The 22,109-nt window shown below is 71.0% G+C and carries 11 protein-coding genes; 5 read left to right on the top strand and 6 right to left on the bottom strand.

Translation table 11 applies throughout. The features are described from left to right. Nucleotides 1-44 precede the first annotated feature (44 nt). Both AB0B97_RS20910 and AB0B97_RS20905 read left to right on the top strand, forming a co-directional pair. Nucleotides 45-6,938, top strand: a complete 6,894-nt coding sequence (locus AB0B97_RS20910) for a polymorphic toxin-type HINT domain-containing protein (RefSeq protein ID WP_357495640.1) — start codon at nt 45-47, stop codon at nt 6,936-6,938. Nucleotides 6,939-6,948: 10 nt separating this feature from the next. Next, nucleotides 6,949-7,209 (top strand): MafI family immunity protein, encoded by a 261-nt coding sequence (locus tag AB0B97_RS20905; protein ID WP_357495638.1) that lies wholly within the window; start codon nt 6,949-6,951, stop codon nt 7,207-7,209. A 131-nt stretch (nt 7,210-7,340) separates the two neighbouring features. Here AB0B97_RS20905 and AB0B97_RS20900 read toward each other — a convergent pair whose 3' ends face one another. Continuing rightward, on the bottom strand, nt 7,341-8,315 hold the full coding sequence (locus AB0B97_RS20900; RefSeq protein WP_357495636.1) for a nitroreductase: 975 nt from the start codon (nt 8,313-8,315) through the stop codon (nt 7,341-7,343). Nucleotides 8,316-8,548: 233 nt separating this feature from the next. Here AB0B97_RS20900 and AB0B97_RS20895 point away from each other — a divergent pair, with 233 nt between their 5' ends. Next, nucleotides 8,549-9,187, top strand: a complete 639-nt coding sequence (locus tag AB0B97_RS20895; RefSeq protein ID WP_234581614.1) for a response regulator transcription factor — start codon at nt 8,549-8,551, stop codon at nt 9,185-9,187. Between the two features lie 15 nt (nt 9,188-9,202). Here the strand turns inward: AB0B97_RS20895 and AB0B97_RS20890 are convergent, their stop codons facing one another. Beyond that, the gene (locus AB0B97_RS20890) at nt 9,203-10,834 is read right to left on the bottom strand and encodes a GAF domain-containing sensor histidine kinase (protein ID WP_357495714.1); all 1,632 of its coding nucleotides are present in this window, start codon (nt 10,832-10,834) and stop codon (nt 9,203-9,205) included. Between the two features lie 144 nt (nt 10,835-10,978). Further along, nucleotides 10,979-12,001 (bottom strand): nitroreductase family protein, encoded by a 1,023-nt coding sequence (locus tag AB0B97_RS20885; RefSeq protein ID WP_357495633.1) that lies wholly within the window; start codon nt 11,999-12,001, stop codon nt 10,979-10,981. A gap of 207 nt (nt 12,002-12,208) precedes the next feature. On the opposite strand from AB0B97_RS20885, the gene AB0B97_RS20880 reads away from it, so the two are divergent. Then, nucleotides 12,209-14,554 carry a heavy metal translocating P-type ATPase gene (locus tag AB0B97_RS20880; RefSeq protein WP_357495631.1) on the top strand — a complete coding sequence of 782 codons (2,346 nt, stop codon included), beginning with the start codon at nt 12,209-12,211 and terminating at the stop codon, nt 14,552-14,554. Between the two features lie 10 nt (nt 14,555-14,564). Here the strand turns inward: AB0B97_RS20880 and AB0B97_RS20875 are convergent, their stop codons facing one another. After that, the gene (locus tag AB0B97_RS20875; protein WP_357495629.1) at nt 14,565-15,410 is read right to left on the bottom strand and encodes a universal stress protein; all 846 of its coding nucleotides are present in this window, start codon (nt 15,408-15,410) and stop codon (nt 14,565-14,567) included. A 10-nt stretch (nt 15,411-15,420) separates the two neighbouring features. Then, nucleotides 15,421-17,814, bottom strand: a complete 2,394-nt coding sequence (locus AB0B97_RS20870) for a phosphoketolase family protein (RefSeq protein WP_357495627.1) — start codon at nt 17,812-17,814, stop codon at nt 15,421-15,423. 659 nt (nt 17,815-18,473) lie between these two features. Here AB0B97_RS20870 and AB0B97_RS20865 point away from each other — a divergent pair. Then, entirely contained in the window at nt 18,474-20,999 is a 2,526-nt protein-coding gene (locus AB0B97_RS20865) for a GDSL-type esterase/lipase family protein (protein WP_357495625.1), read from the top strand. Between the two features lie 105 nt (nt 21,000-21,104). Here AB0B97_RS20865 and AB0B97_RS20860 read toward each other — a convergent pair whose 3' ends face one another. Continuing rightward, nucleotides 21,105-21,965 carry a universal stress protein gene (locus tag AB0B97_RS20860; protein ID WP_357495623.1) on the bottom strand — a complete coding sequence of 287 codons (861 nt, stop codon included), beginning with the start codon at nt 21,963-21,965 and terminating at the stop codon, nt 21,105-21,107. Nucleotides 21,966-22,109: the final 144 nt, after the last annotated feature.

The following is a 22,109-nucleotide window of genomic DNA, read 5'->3' as shown; positions in this document are numbered from 1 at the left end:
GCATGGTGACCCCCTACCCAAAAACTCGTCGTCAAACTCTGCATATGCCGCATAACGTCGGCAAGGCCCTCCTGGCCGGACTGCTCAGCACCGCCTTGGTGATCATGGGAGCGTCGGTTCCGGCGCAGGCCGCGCCGGGCGGCCCCAAGCCCGGGACCGGCCAACGAGAGAAGCTCGACAAGGACGGCGGCCCGGCGGTCGGTCGTGCCCGGACGACGAAGGCCGTACCGAACGCCAAGCCTGCCGCGCCCGTGTGGCCCGGCCCGGGCGGTGCGACGGTGACCCTGCCGACGGACGGCGCGGCAGGCGCGGCAGGTCAGCGCCGCTCCTCGTCCTCGGCGGTGCCCGCTGGTGCCCTGCCGGTGTCGGTCCAGCGGGCGACCGGCCCCGCAGGCGCCCGGACCTCGGCGGTCTCCGTTCAACTGCTGGACCGCGCGGCCGTGCCGGCCCGGTGGCGCGACGGACTGATGTTGCGGATCGGCGACGCCGGTCAGGCCGCCGCCCGGTCAACGACACCCGCTCAGCCCGGCGCGGCCACCGTCTCGGTGGACTACCGCGGTTTTCGGGACGCCTTCGGTGGCGACTGGGCATCCCGGCTGCGGCTGTGGCAGGTCCCGGAGTGCGCACTGCGCGACCCGCAGCGGGCCGAGTGCGCGGCCAAGCCCCTGATCTCCACGAACGACGGCGCCTCGGTGACCGCCGACGTGCCGGTGGCCGCCGACAGCGCGGCGGCGCGGACCGCCGGGCAGGCCGGGACGCTCGTCGCGCTCGCCGCGGGCAGCTCGGGTCCGGAGGGTGACTTCTCCGCGACCCCGATGGCGGCCAGCGCCACCTGGTCGGCGGGCACGTCGACCGGCGGCTTCTCCTGGTCGTACCCCATGCGGATGCCGCCGGGCATCGGCGGCCCGGCACCGAGCCTCGGCCTCTCCTACAGCTCGGACGCGGTCGACGGCCAGTCCGACGCGTCGAACAGCCAGCCGTCGTGGGTCGGTGAGGGCTTCAGCCTCTGGTCCGGCTACATCGAGCGCAGCTACGTGCCGTGCGCCGACGACATGAGCGGCGGCAACAACAGCTCCAACCGCACCGGGGACCAGTGTTGGCGCTCCGACAACGCGACGATGTCGTTGAACGGTCGGGGTGGCGAACTGATCTTCGAGGCCGGCAAGGGCTGGCACAGCCGCAACGAGGACGGCACGAAGATCGAGAAGTTGACCGGCACCGCCAACGGTGACGACGACGGTGAGTACTGGAAGGCGACCACGCCCGACGGCACGCAGTACTTCTTCGGCCGCAACACGCTGCCCGGCCAGAGCGCCACCACCGAGTCCGCCTGGACCGTCCCGGTCGCCGGCAACCACGCGAACGAACCGTGCAACGGCTCCTCGTTCGCCTCGTCGTTCTGCAATCAGACCTGGCGGTGGAACCTCGACTACGTCGTCGACCCGCGCGGCAACACCCTGTCGTACTGGTACGAGAAGGAATCCAACTACTACGCCAAGCTCGCCACCTCCACCAACAAGGCGTCCTACGTCCGCGGCGGATCGCTGCGGCGGATCGACTACGGCACCTGGGACCGCAGTTCCACCGACCGCTCGGTCAAGCCCCTGGCCCAGATCGTCCTCGACGTCGCGGACCGCTGCGTGACCGACTGCTCGAACCGGGGCAACTGGAAGGACGTCCCCTGGGACCAGGAGTGCACGTCGGCCGCGGCGGACTGCAAGGAGAACTACGGTCCGACGTTCTGGACGACCAAGCGGCTCTCGACGGTCACCACGCGCGTCTGGGACACCACGAAGACCACGCCGGACTGGCAGCCGGTGGACTCGTGGACGCTTACGCACTCCTACCCGCCGGTCGGTGACGGCAGCGATCACGCGGGCATGTGGCTGACCTCGCTGGTGCACAGGGGCCTGGTCGGGGGCACCGTCGTCATACCACCGGTGACCTTTGAGCCGGTGTCGATGCCGAACCGGGTGTTGACCAAGAACAACACCAGCAACAACCGGATGCGCATCGGCAACATCTTCACCGAGACCGGAGGGCAGATCCAGGTCACGTACAGCCAGGCCGACTGCAAGAGCAACAGCCTTCCGTCGTCCCCGTCGTCCAACACGCGCCTCTGCTACCCGGTGGTCGGCCCCGACCCGTACCTGCCCGGCACGGAGCTCACCGAGTACTGGCACAAGTACGTTGTCACGCAGGTGTCCGAGTCCGACATCAAGGTGATGGCCGGCGGCACCGACCACGGCCAGCCGGTGCAGAACACCTACTACACCTATCTGGGCGCTCCCGCCTGGCACTACGCCGATGACAACGGGCTGGTGCAGCCGAAGCGCAAGACCTGGAACCAGTTCCGCGGCTTCGGTCAGGTGGAGGTCCGAAAGGGTGACGCGCCGGCCCAGACGCTGACGCGTACGACGTTCCTGCGCGGCATGCACGGTGACCGGGCGGCGCCGTCCGGCGGCACCCGTAGCGTCACCGTCGGCGCCTCGCTCGGCAGCGAGACCGTGTACGACGAGGACCAGTTCGCCGGGATGGTCCGTGAGCAGGTCGTCTACAACGGCGTCGAGAACAAGCCGGTCAGCAAGACGGTCAACGTGCCCTGGCGATCGAAGGCGCTCGCGACCCGCACCATCAACAAGGACGTGGTCTCCGCCCACTACACGAACACCCGGGTCACCTACGAGGCGGTGGCGTTGGGAGTCAACGGGGCATCCGGCTGGCGGACCGGACGTACGGTGACGGACTTCGACGACGACTACGGCAGCACGAAGTCGGTCCAGTCCGATGGCGACGTCGGCAAGACCGGTGACGAGACGTGCACGACCTACCTCTACAACCGCAACACCGGCGCGAACCTGCTCGAGACGGTCAAGCAGATCACCGTCAAGGCCCTGCCGTGTGCCACCGCCCCGACCAGCCAGGACGACATCGTCGCGGACGAGCGGAAGTTCTACGACGGCGCGACGAGCGTCGACGCCGCGCCGACCCGGGGTGAGGTCACCCGGATCGACCGGCTGGGGGACTGGTCCGCCGCCGGCGGCACCGTCTGGCAGACCATCAGCCAGGCCACCTTCGACGCCTACGGGCGTCCGGCGACCGCCACCGATGCCCGTGGCCGCACGGTGAAGACGGTGTACACCCCCGCGACCGGTGGACCCGTCACGAGCGTGACCACCCGGACGCCGGACCCGAACGGCGGCACCGTCGACTGGGAGAACACCATCGAGGTACGCCCCTACTGGGGTCAGCCCATCCGCACCAGGGACTACAACGGCAAGCAGGCCGACCTGGTGTACGACCCGATGGGTCGGCTCGCCAAGGGCTGGAAGGTCGGCTGGCCGCAGGCGGATCACCCGAACAGCCCGTCGGTCGAGTACACGTACTACTACGCGCCCAACCGGGACGCCTACCCGTACACGAAGAGCCGGGCTCTCAACGCCGGCGGCGGGTACCTGACGTCGTACGAGATCAAGGACGCCTTCCTGCGGCCCCGCCAGACGCAGGCCGCCGGGGTGGGCGGCGGCCGGGTCGTCACCGACACCCTCTACGACGCGACCGGCCGGGCCGTGACCTCCTACCAGGCCCACGCCGAGCCGGGCACGCCCGACGGCGCGCTCTGGTGGGAGCCGGAGTGGTCGGTGCCGGCGTTGTCCAAGGCGCTCTACGACAACGCCTCTCGCCCCACCGACCAGGTGTTCTTCGGCACCGACGGTGTCACCAACCTGGTCGAGAAGTGGCGGACCAGGACCGAGTACCTCGGCGACGCCACGAAGGTGACCCCGCCGACGGGTGGCACCGTCACCACCACCACTACCGATGTGCAGGGCCGCACGGTGGAGCTGCGGCAGCAGACCGACCGGACGCAGGTCACGCCGGACCACGTCACGACCTACGCCTACAACCGCAAGGGTCAGCTCACCCTCGTCAAGGACACCGCCGGGAACGAGTGGGTCAACACGTACGACGTCAAGGGTCGCCAGACGAGCGCGAAGGACCCGGACAAGGGCGTCACCACGACCACCTTCACCCAGTACGACCAGGTGGAGACGGTCACCGACGCCAACGGTGTGCTCGTCAACGAGTACGACTCGTCGGGGCGGCGCAAGGGTCTCTACGCCGGCAGCGTGAGCGCCGCCAACAAGCTGGCCGAGTGGAAGTACGACAAGCTCTACACCGGTCAGGTGGTTCGCGGGCAGCTCACCGAGAGCATCCGCTACGAGTCGGCCGGGTCCTCGAACGCCTACAAGTGGCAGGTGCGCGGCTTCAGTGACCGCTACCAGCCCACCGGCACCAACTACGTCATCCCGACCAACGAGGTGGCGAGTCTCGCCGGCACCTGGACCTACGGCTACGAGTACTCGCCCTACGACGGCAGTCCGACGGCTGTCACCTATCCGGCCGGCGGTGGTCTGACCACCGAGAAGGTGCAGACCACGTACGACTCGACGACCGGCCTGCCCACCGAGCTGACCACGAACCTGATCAACGTGGGTCGGTACGTGATCGGCCAGCAGTACACCCAGTACGGCGAGCCGACGCTCACCACCCGCAAGACCGACGGCGGCGTGTACGTCGAGGACAACACCTACTACGACCTCACGACCCGGCGCGTCGACCGGGTGACGGTCACGCCGGAGACCGCCGCCGGCACGGTGGTCGACACCGACTACGAACACGATGCCGCCGGCAACATTCTCTGGATCAAGGACACCCCGCAGGTCGGCGCCGCGGACACCCAGTGCTTCCGCTACGACGACCTGCGCCGGATGACCAACGCGTGGACGCCCAAGGCGGGTGTCGACTGCAAGACGGCTCCGAGCACGGCCAACCTGGGTGGGCCGGCGCCCTACTGGCACGAGTGGACCGTCGACGCGGTCGGCAACCGCAGCACGGAGAAGGTACACACGGCGGCGGGGGACACCACCCGTACCTACACGTCGCCGGCGAGCGGCAAGAACGCCGTACGGCCGCACTCGGTCACCTCGGTTCTCACCGAGGCGCCCGGTCAGGCCGCAGTCACCACCCAGTACGCCTACGACAACGTCGGCAACATGACCTGCCGGCCGGCGGCCGCCACGGCGAACAACTGCGCCAACGGGACCAACTCGCAGACGCTGAAGTGGAACACCGAGGGCAAGCTCGCCTCGGTGAGCGCCGGCGGGCAGACCGTCGAGACCAACATCTACGACGCCGAGGGCGCGCGTCTGATCCGTCGCGACGCCACCGGAAGCACGCTCTACCTGCCGGGCCAGGAGATCCGGCGCGACAACAACTCCGTCGTCACCGGCACCCGCTACTACAGCTTCGCCGGCAGGACGGTCGCCAACCGTACGCCGAGCGCCCTGACCTGGCTCTACTCGGACCACCAGGGCACCCAGCAGACCGGCGTCAACGCGGCGTCCCAGGCGGTCACCGTCCGCCGGCAGACACCGTACGGTGACCCGCGCGGCACCCAGCCGCAGTGGACGAACAGCAAGGGCTTCGTCGGAGGCGACAAGGATCCGACGGGTCTGACCAACGTCGGAGCCCGCCAGTACGACGCCGGTATCGGACGGTTCATCTCCGTCGACCCGGTGCAGGACCTCGCCGACCCGCAGCAGTGGAACGCGTACGCCTACAGCAACAACAACCCGATCACGTTCTCCGACCCGAGCGGCCTGCGGGCCTGCTCCGACGACGCCTGCGGTCCGGGCGCCGACTACGAGGACATGTACGGCAACTACGTCGAGGTCAAGGGCGACAACGACGGTTGCGGTGGTAGCTGCGGCGACGACGACTGGGCCGAAGCCCGCGCCGCGCACGAGGCCGGTGGCGGCAACGGCGGCGGCAGCAAGGGCGGCAAGGGCGGCGGCAAGAACGGTGGCCCCACTGACGAGGAGATCAAGCGGGCCAAGGAGGTCAAGAAGCAGAACGCCATCTCGATCATCATCCAGGCCGGCGGTGAGCTGCTGCTCGACTTCTTCGGCATCAACGACATCCTGGACTGCATCCACGGCGATCTGATGGCCTGTGCCTTCACCCTCGCCGGCATGCTGCCCGTGGGTAAGGCCCTCCAGTTCCTGCGCAAGGCCAAACCGATGGCCAAGACGATCACCAAGGCCGGCAGGGCGCTGTTGAAGTGGACCCAGGAGACGAAGTGGGCCGACGACGTCCTCAAGGCGGCCGAGAGCTGCCTGACGAAACGGCACAGTTTCGCGCCGGGGACGAAGGTGGTGCTGGCCAACGGCGGCTACAAGGCCATCGAGGAGTTGCGCGAGGGTGACCTGGTCCTCGCCACCGACCCGGAGACCGGGAGGACCGAGGCTCGCGAGGTCACCAGGACACACCGCAACGAGGACGCGGACCTGACGGATCTGACGGTCAAGGCCGACGGCGCCGAGGCGACGGTCATCAAGACCACCCAGCACCACCCGTTCTGGAGCGAGGACCGCAAGGACTGGATCGACGCGGCCGACGTCCAGGTCGGTGAGGCGCTGCGCGCGCTCGGCGGCACGGCGATCACGGTCCAGGCCGTGCGCTCGTACGCCGGACTGGAGGCGATGCACGACCTCACGGTCGCCGACATCCACACGTACTACGTGGTGGCCGGTGCCACGCCAGTCCTCGTGCACAACTGCGGCGTGGGACGGGATCTCCTGGGCAATGATGCCGACCACATCCTTGAGGGGCATGCGTGGCCGGGGTTGCCGGGGAAGTCTGCCTTCCCCAAGGAGTGGAGCGACGATGAGGTCCTGGACGCCGTCGCAGATGTGCTCACCGACCCGCAGAGTACGCGCAGCTGGAAGACCGGGTCCGCCCATTACGCTGAGAAGACCCTCCGTACGAGGAAGGGTGATCCCGCCGTTCAGGAGATAATCGGGGAGGTGCGAGGAGTGGTGATCGAGGTCCGTTTCGAACCACTTACCGGTAAGGTCCTCACCGCCTTCCCGAGATGATGAGGGCAATATGGAGAGATACCAATACCTGCGTTCTCTCATCTCGGGTCTTCTCGACGAATCTCCGTTGACGTCGACGGAGGTCATCGCCGATGTCCGTCATCTGATGAGCGTGGGCGAGGAGGAATTGGCCTTCGACACGATGTGCTCGTGGCTGTACGAGGATGATCTCCCGATCACCTCCGCCTACTACGAGCGTCTCGTGTCAGCCGCGAAGGAACTGGGAACGCTGAAGTCGATCAACAAGCTGGACGAGCTCATCGCGGACTAGTGGGGTTCGGGAGGCTGTTCGCCCGGCGGGCGTGCGGCGACCGGAGCAGCGGTCGGTGAGGTCGGGTGGGCTCTCGTGGTCAGCGAGCCCACCCGACCGATCACCGTCGGGGGCGAGCCTGAACCGCAGGCTCACCGGCTGCCGACGGGCTGGACCAGCACCTCGTCGACTCCCCGGCGCGGGGTGGGTCGGCCCGGCTGGCCGTACCCGATGCGCAGCACCATCTGCGGCGTGCCGAACCGCCCCAGCGACACCCGTAGCTGCTCCCGCGCGGTCGGCACCTCGATCGGCTGGGACAGCATCGACACGCTCAACCCGGAGTCGGTGGCGGTGAGCAGCACCCGTTGCAGGGCCTGCCCGGCGACCACCTGGTCGATGGCGGTGTTGCCGACCGAGCCGAGCACCCCCACCAGCGGTTCGGGTTCGAAGTCGCGCCCCGGCGCGCGGTCGCGCCCACCGAAGCCGCGCGCCGGCAGCACGTCCTGCGGCTCGTGCTGCGGGCCGCCCGCCGAGGTGGGTACGCCGTCCGGCGCGGGCTCATGCCGCAGCCACAGCTCCCGCTCGGCGCGGTACGCCGGGTCGCGCTCCAGCACCCGGTGCGCGCTGCGGGCGATCTCGCCGAACGCGTTCACCGCGCTCACGCCGACCAGCAGCTCCAGCCAGCACCCCTCGGCGCGGGCCGCGTCGCCGAGCCGCCACCGCGCGTCGGACGGCACCGGGTCCGGCCAGAACGGCAGCCGGTTGCTGTACCGGCGGGGGATGGCCACGTGCAGGCTCTGCTCGGCGGGTGTGGGCCGGCGCGGGATGTCCGGCACCAGCCGGGCCAGCAGATCCGGCTCGGACGGGTCCGGGCGCAGCCGCACCTGGGCGGGAACGCCGGCCACGGCCAGCGCGATCCGCAGGTTGAACAGGGCGGCGCCGCACGCGACCCGTACGCCCCAACCGCTCGGATCGGTCGCCGGCAACCGGCGGGTCGGGTCGGCCAGCACCTCGATGCCGCCGTCGCGCAGCCGGAACCGCCACGGCTGCGTGTTGTGCAGCGACGGCGCCCGGACCGCGTCCGCGGCGGCGGCCCGCAGGTGGGCTGTGGTGTAGCCGATGTCCATGGCGGTGCTCCCTTCCGGTGGGCCGGCCGTCGAGCCGCGACGGCTGGCGCACCCCCACGGTCCGCCCACCGGGTGGGCGCCGAGCAGGGCCGTACGTCCCGATCCACCGGGCCCGACCGCCCGGGCCGAGGCCACCCCGGGTTGGGACCACCCGGGCCGGGACCACCCGGAGTCCGGGCGGGTCGGGACCTTCGGCCCGTGCACCCGTCGCTCGGCACCTGTAGAAACGAGGGATGATCCGCGTCTTCCTCCTCGACGACCACGAGGTCGTCCGCCGTGGCCTGGCCGACCTGCTGCAGAGCAGCGGGGACATCGAGGTGGTCGGCGAGTCCGGCTCCGCGCAGGAGGCGTCCCGCCGCATCCCGGCGCTGCGGCCGGACGTGGCGATCCTCGACGCCCGCCTGCCCGACGGCAACGGCATCGACGTGTGCCGTGACATCCGGGCCGTCGACTCGTCCATCAAGGGCCTGATCCTCACCTCGTACGAGGACGACGAGGCGCTGTTCGCCGCGATCATGGCGGGGGCCGCCGGGTACGTGCTCAAGCAGATCCGCGGCACCGACCTGGTCGACGCGGTGCGCCGGGTCGCGGCCGGGCAGTCCCTGCTCGACCCGGCGATCACCACCCGCGTGTTGGAGCGCATCCGCAACGGCGTCGAGCAGCCGCGCGAGTTGAAGTCGCTCACCGAGCAGGAGCGGCGGATCCTGGAGTACGTGGCCGAGGGGCTGACCAACCGTGAGATCGCGGGAAAGATGTTCCTCGCCGAGAAGACGGTGAAGAACTACGTCTCCAGTGTGCTGGCCAAGCTCGGCCTGGAGCGCCGCACCCAAGCCGCCGTCCTGGCCACCCGGCTGCTGGGTAAGACGCCCTGACCCGGCCCGCGCCGGTCAGTCCCGCAGGGGCACCGACCAGCACAGCTCGGTGCCGTGCGGAACGGCCGGGCGGATCGTGAAGATGCCGCCGAGGCGGTCGGCGCGTTCCCGCAGGTTGACGAGGCCACCTCGGGCGGCGGCCGGGTCGCAGCCCACCCCGTCGTCGGTGACCGTCACGCTGACCTGACCGGCATCGACGCGTACGGCCACGTCGACGCGGGTGGCCCGCGCGTGCCGGACGGTGTTGGACAGCGCCTCGCGCAGCACGGCGGTGAGATCCGGGCGGATGGTGTCCGGCACGGCGCTGTCCACCGGGCCGGTCACCTCCAGGTGCGGCTTGAAGCCCAGCGACTCGGCGGCCAGCTCGATGGCCTCGCGGATCTCGGTGCGCAGCGCGGCGGTCATCGGCGTCCGCAGCTCGAAGATGGTGCGCCGGATGTCGCGGATGGTGGCGTCGAGGTCGTCGACGGCCGCGTTGATACGTCTGGCGACCTCGGGGCGGGTCATCATCGGCGCGGCGCTCTGCAACTGCAGGCCGGTGGCGAAGAGTCGCTGGATCACCACGTCGTGCAGGTCGCGGGCGATCCGTTCACGGTCCTCCAGGACCACCAGCAGCTCTCGTTCCTCCTGGCCGCGGGCCCGTTCCATGGCCAGCGCCGCCTGACCGGCGAAGCTGCCGAGCAGCGCCACGTCCTCGTCGCTGGCGCCGCCGCCGCGCTCGGGCCGGTGCGCCACGATCAGCACGCCGTGCAGAGTGTCGGCGGTGGCCAACGGCGAGACGATCGCGGGGCCGGTGTGCAGCAGCGCCGGCCACGGCGCGGCGTGGGCCAGGTCGTCCACCTGGTCGTGCCGGCCCTCGGCGACGGCCGCCCCGAAGCTGGTGTCGGCGGCCGGCAGGACCGCCCCGACCAGCGCCCGGGCCCGCTCGTCGACGCCGTCGACGACCTCCACGGTGAACTGCGCGGACTCGCTGTCGTGCAGCAGCACCAGCGCCAGCTCCGCCTCGGCGACCTCCCGGGCGCGTCGGGCGACAAGCGCCAACGCGTCGGTGCGGCGTACCTCACCGAGCAGCACAGTGGTGATCTCGGCGGTCGCGGCGAGCCAGCGTTCCCGCCGGTGGGCCAGGGCGTACAGGCGGGCGTTCTCGATGGCCACACCGGCGGCGGCCGCGAGCGCGACGACGATCTCCTCGTCGTCCTCGGTGAACTGCGCGCCGCCCTGCTTCTCGGCCAGGTAGAGATTGCCGAACACCTGCTCCCGGATGAGCACCGGCACGCCCAGGAAGCTGTGCATGGGCGGGTGGTTGGCGGGGAAGCCGTAGGAGCGCGGGTGCTGGGTGATGTCCGGCATGCGCAGCGGGCGCGGATCGTCGATGAGCAGGCCGAGCACGCCCCGCCCGTGCGGCAGGTCGCCGATCTGCGCGTGCTGCTCGGGCGTGATGCCGTGCACGATGAAGTCGTGCAGCAGATGGTCCGGGCCGACCACGCCCAGCGCGCCGTACCGGGCGCCGACCAGCTCGCAGGCCGCCTGCACGATGCGGCGCAGGGTGGTGCGCAGATCCAGGTTGGTGCCGATGCCGACGACCGCGTCGAGCAGCGCCCGCAGCCGCTCCCGGCTGGTCATCACCTCGCCGACCCGGTCCAGCATCTCCTGGAGCAGTTCGTCGAGGCGGACCCGGGACAGGGGGCTCAGCCCGAGCGACGGCGTCACCGGGGACTCCGGGCGGGGCTGCGGAACGCTGCTGGTCACCGCGCGATCGTAGCGCCGGCGTACACCGTCGATCTGCCCCCGTCAGGCCCGCTCGCCGCGCACCGCTGAGGTGTCCACCACCTGCTCGCCGGCCAGTCGCGGGGTGTGCGGTGGGCCGGCGTGTGCCGGGTCCGCGATCCCCATGCGCAGCACGAGGTACGGGTAGCCGATGCCGGCAAGCATCTGGCGCAGGGTCTGCCGGGTGCCCGGGACCTCCACCACCGCGCTGAGCGGCACCATCGACACGCCGAGTCGGGTGGCGGTCAGCCAGGCGGCGGAGAGGGCTTCACCGGCGCGCAGCCAGCTGTCCCGCTCGTCCTCGTCGCCGTGCAGCAGCGCGTACACCGCCGCGCGGTCGTGACCGGGGCCGACCGGCAGGCTGCCGGGGCGGCCGAAGTCGCGGGCCGGCACGGTCGTCTGCGGCGGCTGCTCGGGCAGCACCTCGGCCGGCAGGCCGGTGCCGGCGCCAGCCCGGCTGGTCCAGTACGCCAGTTCGGCGCGCAGCTCCGGGTCCTCGGCCTCGACCGTGTCGGCGTGCCCGGCCGTGGAGGCCAACTCCAGCACCTGGTCGCGGTCGAGGACCTGGAGTCGGCCGCCCTCGGCGGTGACCGCTCGCGCGATCTCCCCGATCGCGTCGGTGGGCACCGGCTCGTCGCTGACCGGCCGCCGGTCGGTGTGCCGCACCGACATGCACTGCACCATGCGCATGGCGTCCGGGTCGGCGGCCGTCCGGCTCAGGTCGGTCAGGCGTGCCAGCAGGCTGGGGTCGCTCGGGTCGGGCAGGCGCCGCACCACCGCGCGCCAGCCCTCGGCGGCGAGCGCCAGCCGGGCGTGGTGCAGGGCGGCGCCGCAGCTGATCGCCAGGAGTCGTCCCTCCGGATCGCTGGCGGTGAGCTGCCGGTCGGCGACCGTGTGCAGCTCCAGCGCGTCGGGGAGCACCCGCCAGCGCCACGGCTGCGTGTTGTGCACCGAGGGGGCGTGGCCGGCGGTGGTGGCGGCCTCCGCCAGCGCGGTCGTCAGCTGACTGTCCTGACTCATCGTCACGACCTTTCCGTCTCTGCCCATCGTGCCTCACCTGGCGTGGTCGCGCGGTGTGTTGCCGCTCCATCCTGCGGCATCGGCCGGGGGCGTGCAGGGGCCAGAGGTCCCGACCGCGGCGGGTCGTTGCGCCTCCCCGGACGGGCCGGCCGACACCCGTCGCGCCGCCGCCCAGGGCGGGAAAAACCCTGCGGTGTGCCGTCGAGGAGGGTCGTGGGCTGCGACGATGCGCAGGTGGCAGCCGAGTCGACCGAGTGCGTGCCGGAGCGGCCGGCCCGCAGCCGCATCCGGCGGTGGGGAACGTGGACGCCGCTGGTCGGGCTGGGCGTCGCGGTGCTGGCGGGCGCGGCGCTGCGGATCGCGGGCCGCCCCGGCGCGGCCGACCTGATCTGGGCCGCCGTCACGGTGGCCGCGCTGCTGCCCGCCGTCTGGTCGATGCTGCGGGCGTTCTGGCACCGGCACTTCGGTGTGGACGTGATCGCCGTACTGGCCCTGGCCGGTGCGCTCGGCGTCGGCGAGTACCTGGCCGGGGCGGTGATCGCCGTGATGGTGGCGACCGGACGGTCGCTGGAGGCGTACGCGCAGCGCCGGGCGACGCGCGACCTGCGGGCCCTGCTGGAGCGGGCCCCGCGTACCGCGCGTCGGCGGGGGCCGGGCGGCACGATCGAGGTGGTGCCGCTGGACCGGGTGGCGGCGGCGGATCGGCTGCTGGTCGGGCCCGGTGACGTGGTGCCTGTCGACGGGACCGTCGACGAGGCGGCCACGCTGGACGAGTCGGTGGTGACCGGCGAGTCGCGGCTGGTCCAGCGGGCGGCGGGCGAGGCGGTGGCCAGTGGCGTGGTCAACGCCGGCGCGGGGTTCGGCATGCGGGCGACGAAGAACGCGGCGGAGAGCACGTACGCGGGGATCGTCCGGTTGGCCGAGGAGGCGACAGCCCACCGGGCCCCGATGGTCCGGCTCGCGGACCGGTACGCCGCCGCGTTCGTGCCGTTCACGCTGGTGCTGGCCGGGCTGGCGTGGCTGCTCTCCGGCGACGTGGTCCGGGCGGTGGCGGTGCTGGTGGTGGCCACCCCCTGCCCGCTGCTGCTGGCCACCCCGATCGCGATCGTGTCCGGGTTGTCCCGGGTGGCCCGGCGCGGGGTGCTGGTCCGCGACGGTGGCGCGTTGGAGCTGCTCGGACGGGCCCGGACCCTCCTGGTGGACAAGACCGGCACGTTGACCGCCGGCCGTCCGCGTACCGCCGAGACGGTGGTCGCGCCGGGCGGTGACCGGGACGAGGTGCTGCGGCTCGCCGCGTCGGTGGAGCAGCTCTCCCCGCACGTGCTGGCCAGCGCCCTGGTCCGGCACGCCCGCGAGCGGGGGCTGGCGCTGACCGAGCCGACCGGGGTGACCGAGGAGCCGGGGCGCGGCGTCAGCGGCCGGGTCGACGGGCGGCTCATCCGGGTCGGGCAGCTCGCCGGCGCGCTGCCCGAGTGGGCCGACCGGGCGCGGTCCCGCACCGAGCTGGCCGGCTGGTCCGTGGTGTGGGTCAGCGACGACAGCGGCCCGCTCGGCGCGATCCTGCTGGAGGATCCGGTACGCCCCGACGCCCGCCGGACCGTACGCCGGCTGCGCGCGGCGGGGCTGCGGCGCATCGTGATGGTCACCGGCGACCGGCCGGCGACCGCCGCGCAGGTCGCCGAGGCCGTCGGTGTGGACGACGTGCTCGCCCGCTGCACGCCGCAGGAGAAGGTGGGCCGGGTCCGGGCGGAGGCCGACCGGGCCGTCACGGTGATGGTCGGTGACGGGGTGAACGACGCCCCGGCGCTGGCTCAGGCGCACGTCGGCGTCGCGATGGGCGCTACGGGCGCCAGCGCCTCCGCGGACGTGGCGGACGCGGTGCTCACCGTGGACCGGCTGGACCGGCTCGCCGACGCGGTCGAGATCGCCCGCTACGCACGCCGGATCGCCGTGCAGAGCGCCACCGTCGGGATGGGCCTCGCGGTGCTGGCGATGCTCGTGGCGGCGGTCGGCCGGCTGCCCCCGGTCGCCGGCGCGTTCCTCCAGGAGGGCATCGACGTGCTGGTGATCCTCAACGCGCTGCGGGCCCTCGGTGGTGGGCTGCGCCGTCGGGACGTCCCGCCGCGTACCCGGGAGCTGCTCGCCCGCTACGCCGGGGAACACCAGGAGGTACGCGATGTGCTGGCCGGGCTGCGCGACACCGCCGACCTGGTCGCCACCGAGCCGGCCTCCCCGAGGTGCCTGCCGGCGGTACGCGAGACGCACCGCCGGCTGACCGAACGGGTGCTGCCGCACGAGGCCGCCGAGGAACGGCAGCTCTATCCCGCCCTGGCCGACCCGCTGGGCAGCGGCGAGGCGACCTCGACGATGAGCCGGGCACACGTGGAGATCCGCCGACAGGTCGACCTGCTGGGCGCGCAGCTCGCCCAGACCGCCGACGGCCGGCTGCGCCCGGATCAGGTGCCCGACCTGCTCGCCACCCTCTACGGGTTGGACGCGGTGCTGCGTCTGCACCTGGCCCAGGAAGAGGAGGAGTTCTTCTCGCTCGACCCGTCCGATCCGGTGCCCGAACGCCGCTGAGAGTTGCCGCTCAGCGTTCGCGGACGACCGCGACCGGGCAGCCGGCGTGCTGGATCACCTGCTGGCTGACCGAGCCGAGCAGCATCCCGGCCAGCCCACCCCGGCCCCGACTGCCGACCACCACCAACTGCGCGGACCGGCTCGACTCGATGAGCGTCCCGGCCGGACTGCCCGCGACGAGGTCGAGCGTGATGTCCAGCTCGGGGAACGTCCGCCGCCACGGCTCCAGCGCCTCCTCGACGGCGGTCTGCTCGTCCGGCGCTCCGGCCGCCCCACCGGGGCCGGGGGTCCAGGCGTGCAGCACGCGCAGCGGCACCCGACGTTGGGCGGCCCGCTCGGCCGCGAACCCGAGCGCCACCAGCGACGGCTCCGAACCGTCCACCCCGACCGCCACCGGGGCCGGTGGCCCGCTGGCGGTCCCGTCGCGGACCACCACGACCGGGCAGTGCGCGTGCGCGGCGACCGCCACCGCCGTGGACCCGGCCAGCAGCCCGCCGAACCCGCCGTGGCCCCGGCTGCCGAGCACCAGCAGCCCCGCGTCGGTCGAGCGCTCCTGCAACACCAGGGCCGGCGGCCCGTCGTACACCTCGCTGGTGATCGTCAGGCCGGGGTGCGCGGCGGTGGCGTCCGCCGCGGCCTTGCGGACCAGGTCGTCCGCCTGCCGCCGGGCGGTGTCGTCCGGCCAGACGCCGGGCGCCACGCCCGGACCGACCCAACTGGCAACTGTCAGCCACTCGAAGACGTACGCCAGCCGCACCGGCTGGCCGCTGTGCTCGGCCTCGGCCAGCGCCCAGGTAAGGGCCACCGACGCGTCGGTGGAGCCGTCGTAGCCGACCAGGATCTCCGCGTCCCGCACGTCGTCCTCCTCAAGGGTTCATCGGGTCGGTCTCGCGGACCCAGCGCCACTCGGCGACCCGGGGGTCGTCCTCACCGTGTTCGCGCGTGTAGTCGCGGGCGGCCTGGCGCGCGTCGACCATCTGCTGGCGCAGGTGCGCGGCGCGGGCGCCGAGGCCGGGCACCCGGTCGATGACGTCGATGACCAGGTGGAACCGGTCCAGGTCGTTGAGCATCACCATGTCGAACGGAGTGGTGGTGGTGCCCTCCTCCTTGTACCCGCGCACGTGCAGGTTGTCATGGTTGGAGCGGCGGTAGGTCAGGCGGTGGATCAGCCACGGGTAGCCGTGGTAGGCGAAGATGACGGGCCGGTCCGCGGTGAAGATGGTGTCGAACTCCTTGTCCGGCAGGCCGTGCGGGTGTTCGGTGTCCGGCTGCAGGCGCATCAGGTCGACCACGTTGACCAGCCGCACCTTCAGCTCCGGCAGGTGCTCGCGCAGCAGCTCGGTGGCGGCCAGTGTCTCCAGGGTGGGCACGTCACCGCAGCAGGCCAGGACGACGTCCGGTTCGCTGCCGCCGTCGCTGCTGGCCCACTCCCAGATGCCCAGGCCGCGCCGGGTGTGCTGGATCGCCTCCTGCATCGTCAGCCAGTTCGGCGACGGCTGCTTACCGGCCACCACGACGTTGATGTAGTGCCGGCTGCGCAGGCAGTGGTCCATGGTGGAGAGCAGGGTGTTGGCGTCCGGTGGCAGGTAGACCCGCACCACCTCGGCCTTCTTGTTGACCACGTGGTCGATGAAGCCCGGGTCCTGGTGCGAGAAGCCGTTGTGGTCCTGCCGCCAGACATGGCTGGACAACAGGTAGTTCAGCGAGGCGAGGGGCTGGCGCCAGGGGATCGCCCGGGTCACCTTCAGCCACTTGGCGTGCTGGTTGACCATCGAGTCGACGATGTGGATGAACGCCTCGTAGCTGGTGAACACGCCGTGCCTGCCGGTCAGCAGGTAGCCCTCCAGCCAGCCCTGGCACAGGTGCTCGGAGAGCACCTCCATGACCCGGCCGTCGGGGGAGAGGTGGTCGTCGCCGGGGACGGTGCGAGCGACCCACGCCCGGTCGGTCACCTCGAAGGCGGCGTCCAACCGGTTGGACGCGACCTCGTCCGGGCCGAACAGCCGGAACGTCTGCGGGTTGGCGGTGATCACGTCACGGATCCACGGACCGAGCACCCCTGTCGCGCCGGCCATCGGCTGGCCCGGCTCGGGGACGTCCACGCCGTAGTCGCGGAAGTCGGGCAGGGTCAGGTCGCGCAGGACCACGCCGCCGTTGGTGACCGGGTTGGCGCTCATCCGTCGATCGCCGCGGGGCGGCAGCGTCCGCAGCTCGTCGACCGGGGCGCCGGTGGCGTCGAACAGCTCCTCCGGCCGGTAGCTGCGCAGCCAGTGCTCCAGCTCGTCCAGGTGGGCGGGGTTGTCGCGGACGCCCGACAGTGGCACCTGGTGGGCGTGGTACGTGCCCTCCACCTGGGTGCCGTCGACCTCGCGCGGGCCCGTCCAGCCCTTCGGCGTCCGCAGCACGATCATCGGCCAGCGGGGGCGCTCGACGACACCACCGGAACGGGCCCGCCGCTGGATCTCGGCGATCTCGTCCAGCGCCCGGTCCAGCGTCGCGGCGAGGGTGCGGTGCACCACGGCCGGGTCGTCGCCGGACACCACGTACGGCTGGTAGCCCGAACCCCGCAGGGTGTCGAGCAGGTCGGCCTCGGGGATCCGGGCCAGCACGGTCGGGTTGGCGATCTTGTAGCCGTTGAGGTGCAGGATGGGCAGCACCGCGCCGTCGCGGGCCGGGTTCAGGAAGACGTTGGAGAGCCAGCTGCCGGCCAGCGGCCCGGTCTCCGCCTCGCCGTCGCCGACGACGCAGGCCACCACGAGGTCCGGGTTGTCGAACGCGGCACCGTAGGCGTGGCTCAGGGCGTACCCGAGCTCGCCGCCCTCGTGGATCGAGCCCGGCACGTCCGCCGCGACGTGGCTGGGAATGCCGCCCGGGAAGGAGAACTGCCGGAACAGCCGGGCCATCCCGGCCTCGTCGCGCGCCACGTCGTGGTAGCGCTCCGACCAGGTGCCCTCCAGCCAGGTGTTGGCCACGATCGCCGGGCCGCCGTGCCCGGGGCCGGTGACCAGCATGGCGTTCAGGTCCCGGGCGACGATCACCCGGTTGAGGTGCGCGTAGATCAGGTTGAGCCCGGGGCTGGTGCCCCAGTGCCCGAGCAGCCGTGGCTTGATGTCGTCGGGGGTCAGCGGCTCGCGCAGCAGAGGGTTGCCCAGCAGGTAGATCTGCCCGACGGTGAGGTAGTTCGCGGCACGCCAGTAGGCGTCCAGTCGGCGCAGCTCGTCTTCGGTCAGAGGGCTGTGCAGGTCGACAGCGGAATCCATGCTGCGTAAGCCTCTCGCGAAATCGGGGACGTCGCGTCCGGTGTCCCGGGTTCTCCCGGCCACGTCCAGCTTCATCGCCGCCGAGAGGATGGGGCAGGGCCGTTGACCCCCACTGGTGCGGACGTGTGTCCCGCCTGGCGCGATGGAGGCCGGTCCGCGAACGGCCCCACCTCCCGGCGCCGCCCCTCTTCCCTGACCGAGGGTAGTCGCGTCGGTGCGTCGACGGGGTCGGATCGGCGGTGCGTGAAGGCCGCCGGGGAACGTGGTCCGCTCTGGCAGGACCCGTCGGTAGGCCCACCTCGGCTTGCGCTGCGTGGCGTGGCCGGGCCGGAGAGACCAACGATTGTGATCGATTCGAGACTTGTGGATCTATGAACTTTACACAAAGATCATTGATGTAAAGAACTGACGACCGACAACTGACGACGGACCATCGACGTACGTCGAGGTGAGTGTCGGATCCCCTACGTGTCCCAGGTCAGACAGCGGGTGGGCCTGGAAGTCCGGCGCCATGATCTGTCGGAGTCGACTTCCCGATTCCACCCTGCGCGCCATGATCGGACAGAGAGAAGTCCTCCATGCCTCATTCCCGTAATCGATCATGGGTGCACAGAAATAGGCGGCACGGCACCCGTCTCACGGCGTTCTTCCTTGCGTTGGTGCTGGTCGTGGCCGGCTCCACCAATATTGGCGTGACCCAAGCGGCCGCCGCCCCTGCGGATGCCGCGTGCTCCGTGCACGGCTCGTCCTTCGACGTCAAGCCGGTCGAGGCGGATAGCGTAGGGCTGCGCGTGGGCTGCGCGCGCGACTCCGGGCAGTTCCGGCAGTTGGCCAACAATGACGACGATGTCGTGGCGATCCTGGACTTCAATCCTGTGCAGCGCCCTGAGCAATTTCAGGAGATACTGCTGCAAAGGGTAGCGGTCTTTCACCGCGACCAGACCCAAGCAGGGCTTCTTCTCAGCGAGTCTTTCGCGCGCCAAGCCCAAGAAAATGCGGCAGGCTATTACTCACCGCGGAGCGACATCACGTTCGGCGGAAGCATCCAGGCTTTCGGCAACAGCCTGGTGATCGTGGTGCCCAAGGGGGACGTCGGCGCTGCGGGCTTCTGGGATGGCTTCTGGAAGGCGCTTGTGGTCGGCCTCGTCCAAGCAGCGACAGTGATCCTGATCGGTGCCGTTTGCCTAGCCTTCTTCAACGTCGGTGCTCCCGCCGCTGCACCGTTCTGCGGTGCTGTCTCTGGAGCCTTCGCCGGAGCCTTCGGCGAGTTGACGAGCGCCGGCGTGGACGGACATCCGATTGACGCCGACGTCTGGGGCAAAGCGGCAGGCGCCGCGTTGTGGGGCGCTCTCGGCGGCGCCATCACCGGGGGTCTCATGCAAATCCTCTCCAAGAGCACGCGGCCGTTTATAGAAGAGGGCCAGAAGTTCTTGCAAAAATTGGCGACTCAGTTCCGTTTCTGGGAGACACCTCTTACTGCCATAGCCAACATACTCAACCCGAAAACTGCCGACACGATCTTCGAGACGGTCATGCGGTTCAGGCGGGGCGCCGGGTCAACGACAGAAGGGCCAGCCGGGGCTCTCAGGGTCATGGTGGTGGGCGATTCGATGTCCCAGGGTGCCGAGGGTGACTGGACTTGGCGCTACCGGCTGTGGGACTGGTTCAGAACTCAGAATGTCGCTGTCAACTTCGTCGGTCCCTACTACGGCACCACGCCCCCTACGGAAGCAACCGGTCCGACTCCGCCGCGTTTGCAAGGGGCTCCCGACCCTGGGGAGGGCATTCCTCGCGTCTGGGGGCAGTACGCCGCAGGAGCGCCGGCCTTCGACTCCGACCACTTCGCGGTCTGGGGCCGCCAAGCGGCGCAGGTCAAGAACGAAATCCGTACGCAGGTAGCGGAGCACAAGCCCGACCTGCTCCTGGTCGGGCTCGGGTTCAACGACCTGGGCTGGTTTGTCGACAACCCCGACGGGACCATCGCCAGCATGAGGACGCTGGTGAGCGAGGCCCGTGCCGCCAATCCCAACATCAAGGTGGCCCTGGCCAACATCCCTCAGCGCACCCGGCTCGGTATCAATCCAGATCTGCCAGCCAAGACGGATCGTTACAACACGCTGCTGGCCACCTCGATCCCGTCGTGGAGCACCAGCCAGTCCCCGGTGGCGTTGGTCGACTGGCGGGCGAACTACGCCTGCGGGCCCGACAGCTGTCCGGACGGTTACGACGGGCTGCACCCCAACGCCCGCGGCGAGTACAAGATCGCCCAGGCGTTCGAACGCACCCTCGTCAACAACTTCGGCATCGGCTCGAGCGTGCCCGCCATCCCCAACACCATTCCGGCGCGGCCGACCCCCGTGCCGAGAAACGTCGTCGTCGAGCCCGGCCCCCAGGGTCTCAAGGTGACGTGGGATGCGGTCTTCGGTGCCCACGGATACACCGTCCGGTCCCGTCTTGTCGGCTCCGCGGACTGGAGCGAGTCCAGGGCGGCGTCCAACCGCCACGACACGCTCTCTGTCCATGGCCTGAAGTGGGAATACCAGGTCCGCACCGACAACGGCGACACCGAGGACCAGAAATCCGCTTGGACGTCCCCGACGGCGCCCGTGGTGGCGAGCCCGACGGCTCCTCCGGGCCCGGCGCAGATCGTCACCCGGGCCACCAGCACCGGCTTCGACATCACCTGGGGCGAAACGGTCGGGACGGTCGAACGTTACGGCGTCATCTACTGGGACCAGGACGATCCGGGCGCATTCCTCAGCGCGGTCGGAATCAGGGGTCATGCGGCCCACATCGACGGTCTGACAGTCGGCCACCGCTATCTCGTCTCGGTATCGAGTTGGGACACCAGCGGCGGCGGAGGGGTGCCGAATCCCGGCCGCCCGGTCCTCGTCGGCGGCGGAACCCCCGCGGCGCCGAGCGGCCTGAAGGCCAATGCCCTCGACGCCTCAAGCGTCTACCTCACCTGGAACAAATCCACCGGTGCGGCCGGCTATCGCGTCTGGGTCCGCAACCCTCTCGATGGCAGCGAGATGACTGCGAGTGATCAGACGAGCATGGAAACGACCTGGGGCGTCGGGTTCCTCGTCTACGGTGCCTTGAACTACGAATTCTGCGTCACCGCCGTCAACGGTGCGTTGGAAAGCGGAATGTCCAACTGCGTGAAGCCCGTGGGATCGTCCTGACCGTCGTGCTGTGGCGCGGTCGGGTGACCGCGCCACAGCCATGCCGCCACGGAATTGTCCGCCCCCGCGTCAGCTCTTGTTGAGACTGCGTGTCGCCGCCCCGGGTCAGGGCCGTTGGTCCCTCGCCGGACGGGTGTCGGGCCCGGTCAGTGGCATTTCAGCCAGACCGCGGACGACGACCACCGGGGCGGGGGAGTGGTAGAGCAGGGACTGGGCGACCGCGCCGAGCATGGCTCGTCCCGGTTCGTCGCCCCGGGCGGCGACAACCGCCACCTGGGCCGACCGGGACGTGTCGACGAGCACCTGCCCGGGGTCGCCGCGGACGACCCGGCACTCGGTGGGCACCCCGCTGTGGGGGTCGGCGTGGCGGGCCAGTGCCTCGCTGAGCTGTTCGGCGACCGCGTCGGTGTCCTCGTCGCTCTCGACCACCCGCAGCGCCACGAGGCGGGCGTCGCGCCCGCGGGCGCAGTCCGCTGCCCACCGCAGGGCGAGGTGTGAGCTGGGGGAGCCGTCCACCCCGACCAGGACGGGGCCCTGCGGTGGCGGTTCGCGTCGGACCACCAGCAGTGGGCAGTTGGCTCGCGCGGCCAACTGCACGGCGGACGTCTCGGCCGGGACGCACTGGCCACTGCCGGCCATTCCGCTGTCGCCGACGGCCAGCAGGAAGGCCGTCTCGGACCGGCGGATGAGGGTGGGCAGCAGGCCGCTCTCGACGATCTCGGCGCGTACGGTCAGGCCGGGTTCGACCTGGTGGGCGAGCTGGGCGGCCCGGGTGATCAGGTTCTCGGCCTCGTCCCGCGGCGCGGCGACGGTCTCCGCCGCGAAGGCCGCCTGCCAGTCGAAGGTGTGTATGACGTGCAGGGGTCGGTCGTGCCCGGCGGCCTCCTGCGCGGCCTGCTCCACGACCGGAAGGTCACCGTCCGAGCCGAGGCCGACCAGCACCTCCGCGTCGGCGGATACCGCCATCGGATATCACCTCCCGGGCGTCGCGCCCGGCACGACTGCGCTGTCTCCTCACCGAGGGTAGTCGTGTGGTGACGACGGCGGGCCGGTTCGGGTCGCGCCGACGGGCCTGCGGTGGTCGGCACGTCGGGGTCGACGCGATTGGCG

The organism is Micromonospora sp. NPDC049004, assembly GCF_040649315.1.
Taxonomy (GTDB): domain Bacteria; phylum Actinomycetota; class Actinomycetes; order Mycobacteriales; family Micromonosporaceae; genus Micromonospora.
This window is presented reverse-complemented; position numbering and strand designations above follow the sequence as displayed.

What these genes read in the sequence shown, in the direction of transcription:
- AB0B97_RS20895 (WP_234581614.1), top strand. Translation starts at nt 8,549, where the DNA reads ATGATCCGCGTCTTCCTCCTCGACGACCACGAGGTCGTCCGCCGTGGC.
- AB0B97_RS20905 (WP_357495638.1), top strand. Translation starts at nt 6,949, where the DNA reads ATGGAGAGATACCAATACCTGCGTTCTCTCATCTCGGGTCTTCTCGAC.
- AB0B97_RS20910 (WP_357495640.1), top strand. Translation starts at nt 45, where the DNA reads ATGCCGCATAACGTCGGCAAGGCCCTCCTGGCCGGACTGCTCAGCACC.
- AB0B97_RS20890 (WP_357495714.1), bottom strand. Translation starts at nt 10,834, where the DNA reads ATGCTGGACCGGGTCGGCGAGGTGATGACCAGCCGGGAGCGGCTGCGG.
- AB0B97_RS20900 (WP_357495636.1), bottom strand. Translation starts at nt 8,315, where the DNA reads ATGGACATCGGCTACACCACAGCCCACCTGCGGGCCGCCGCCGCGGAC.
- AB0B97_RS20860 (WP_357495623.1), bottom strand. Translation starts at nt 21,965, where the DNA reads ATGGCGGTATCCGCCGACGCGGAGGTGCTGGTCGGCCTCGGCTCGGAC.
- AB0B97_RS20870 (WP_357495627.1), bottom strand. Translation starts at nt 17,814, where the DNA reads ATGGATTCCGCTGTCGACCTGCACAGCCCTCTGACCGAAGACGAGCTG.
- AB0B97_RS20885 (WP_357495633.1), bottom strand. Translation starts at nt 12,001, where the DNA reads ATGGGCAGAGACGGAAAGGTCGTGACGATGAGTCAGGACAGTCAGCTG.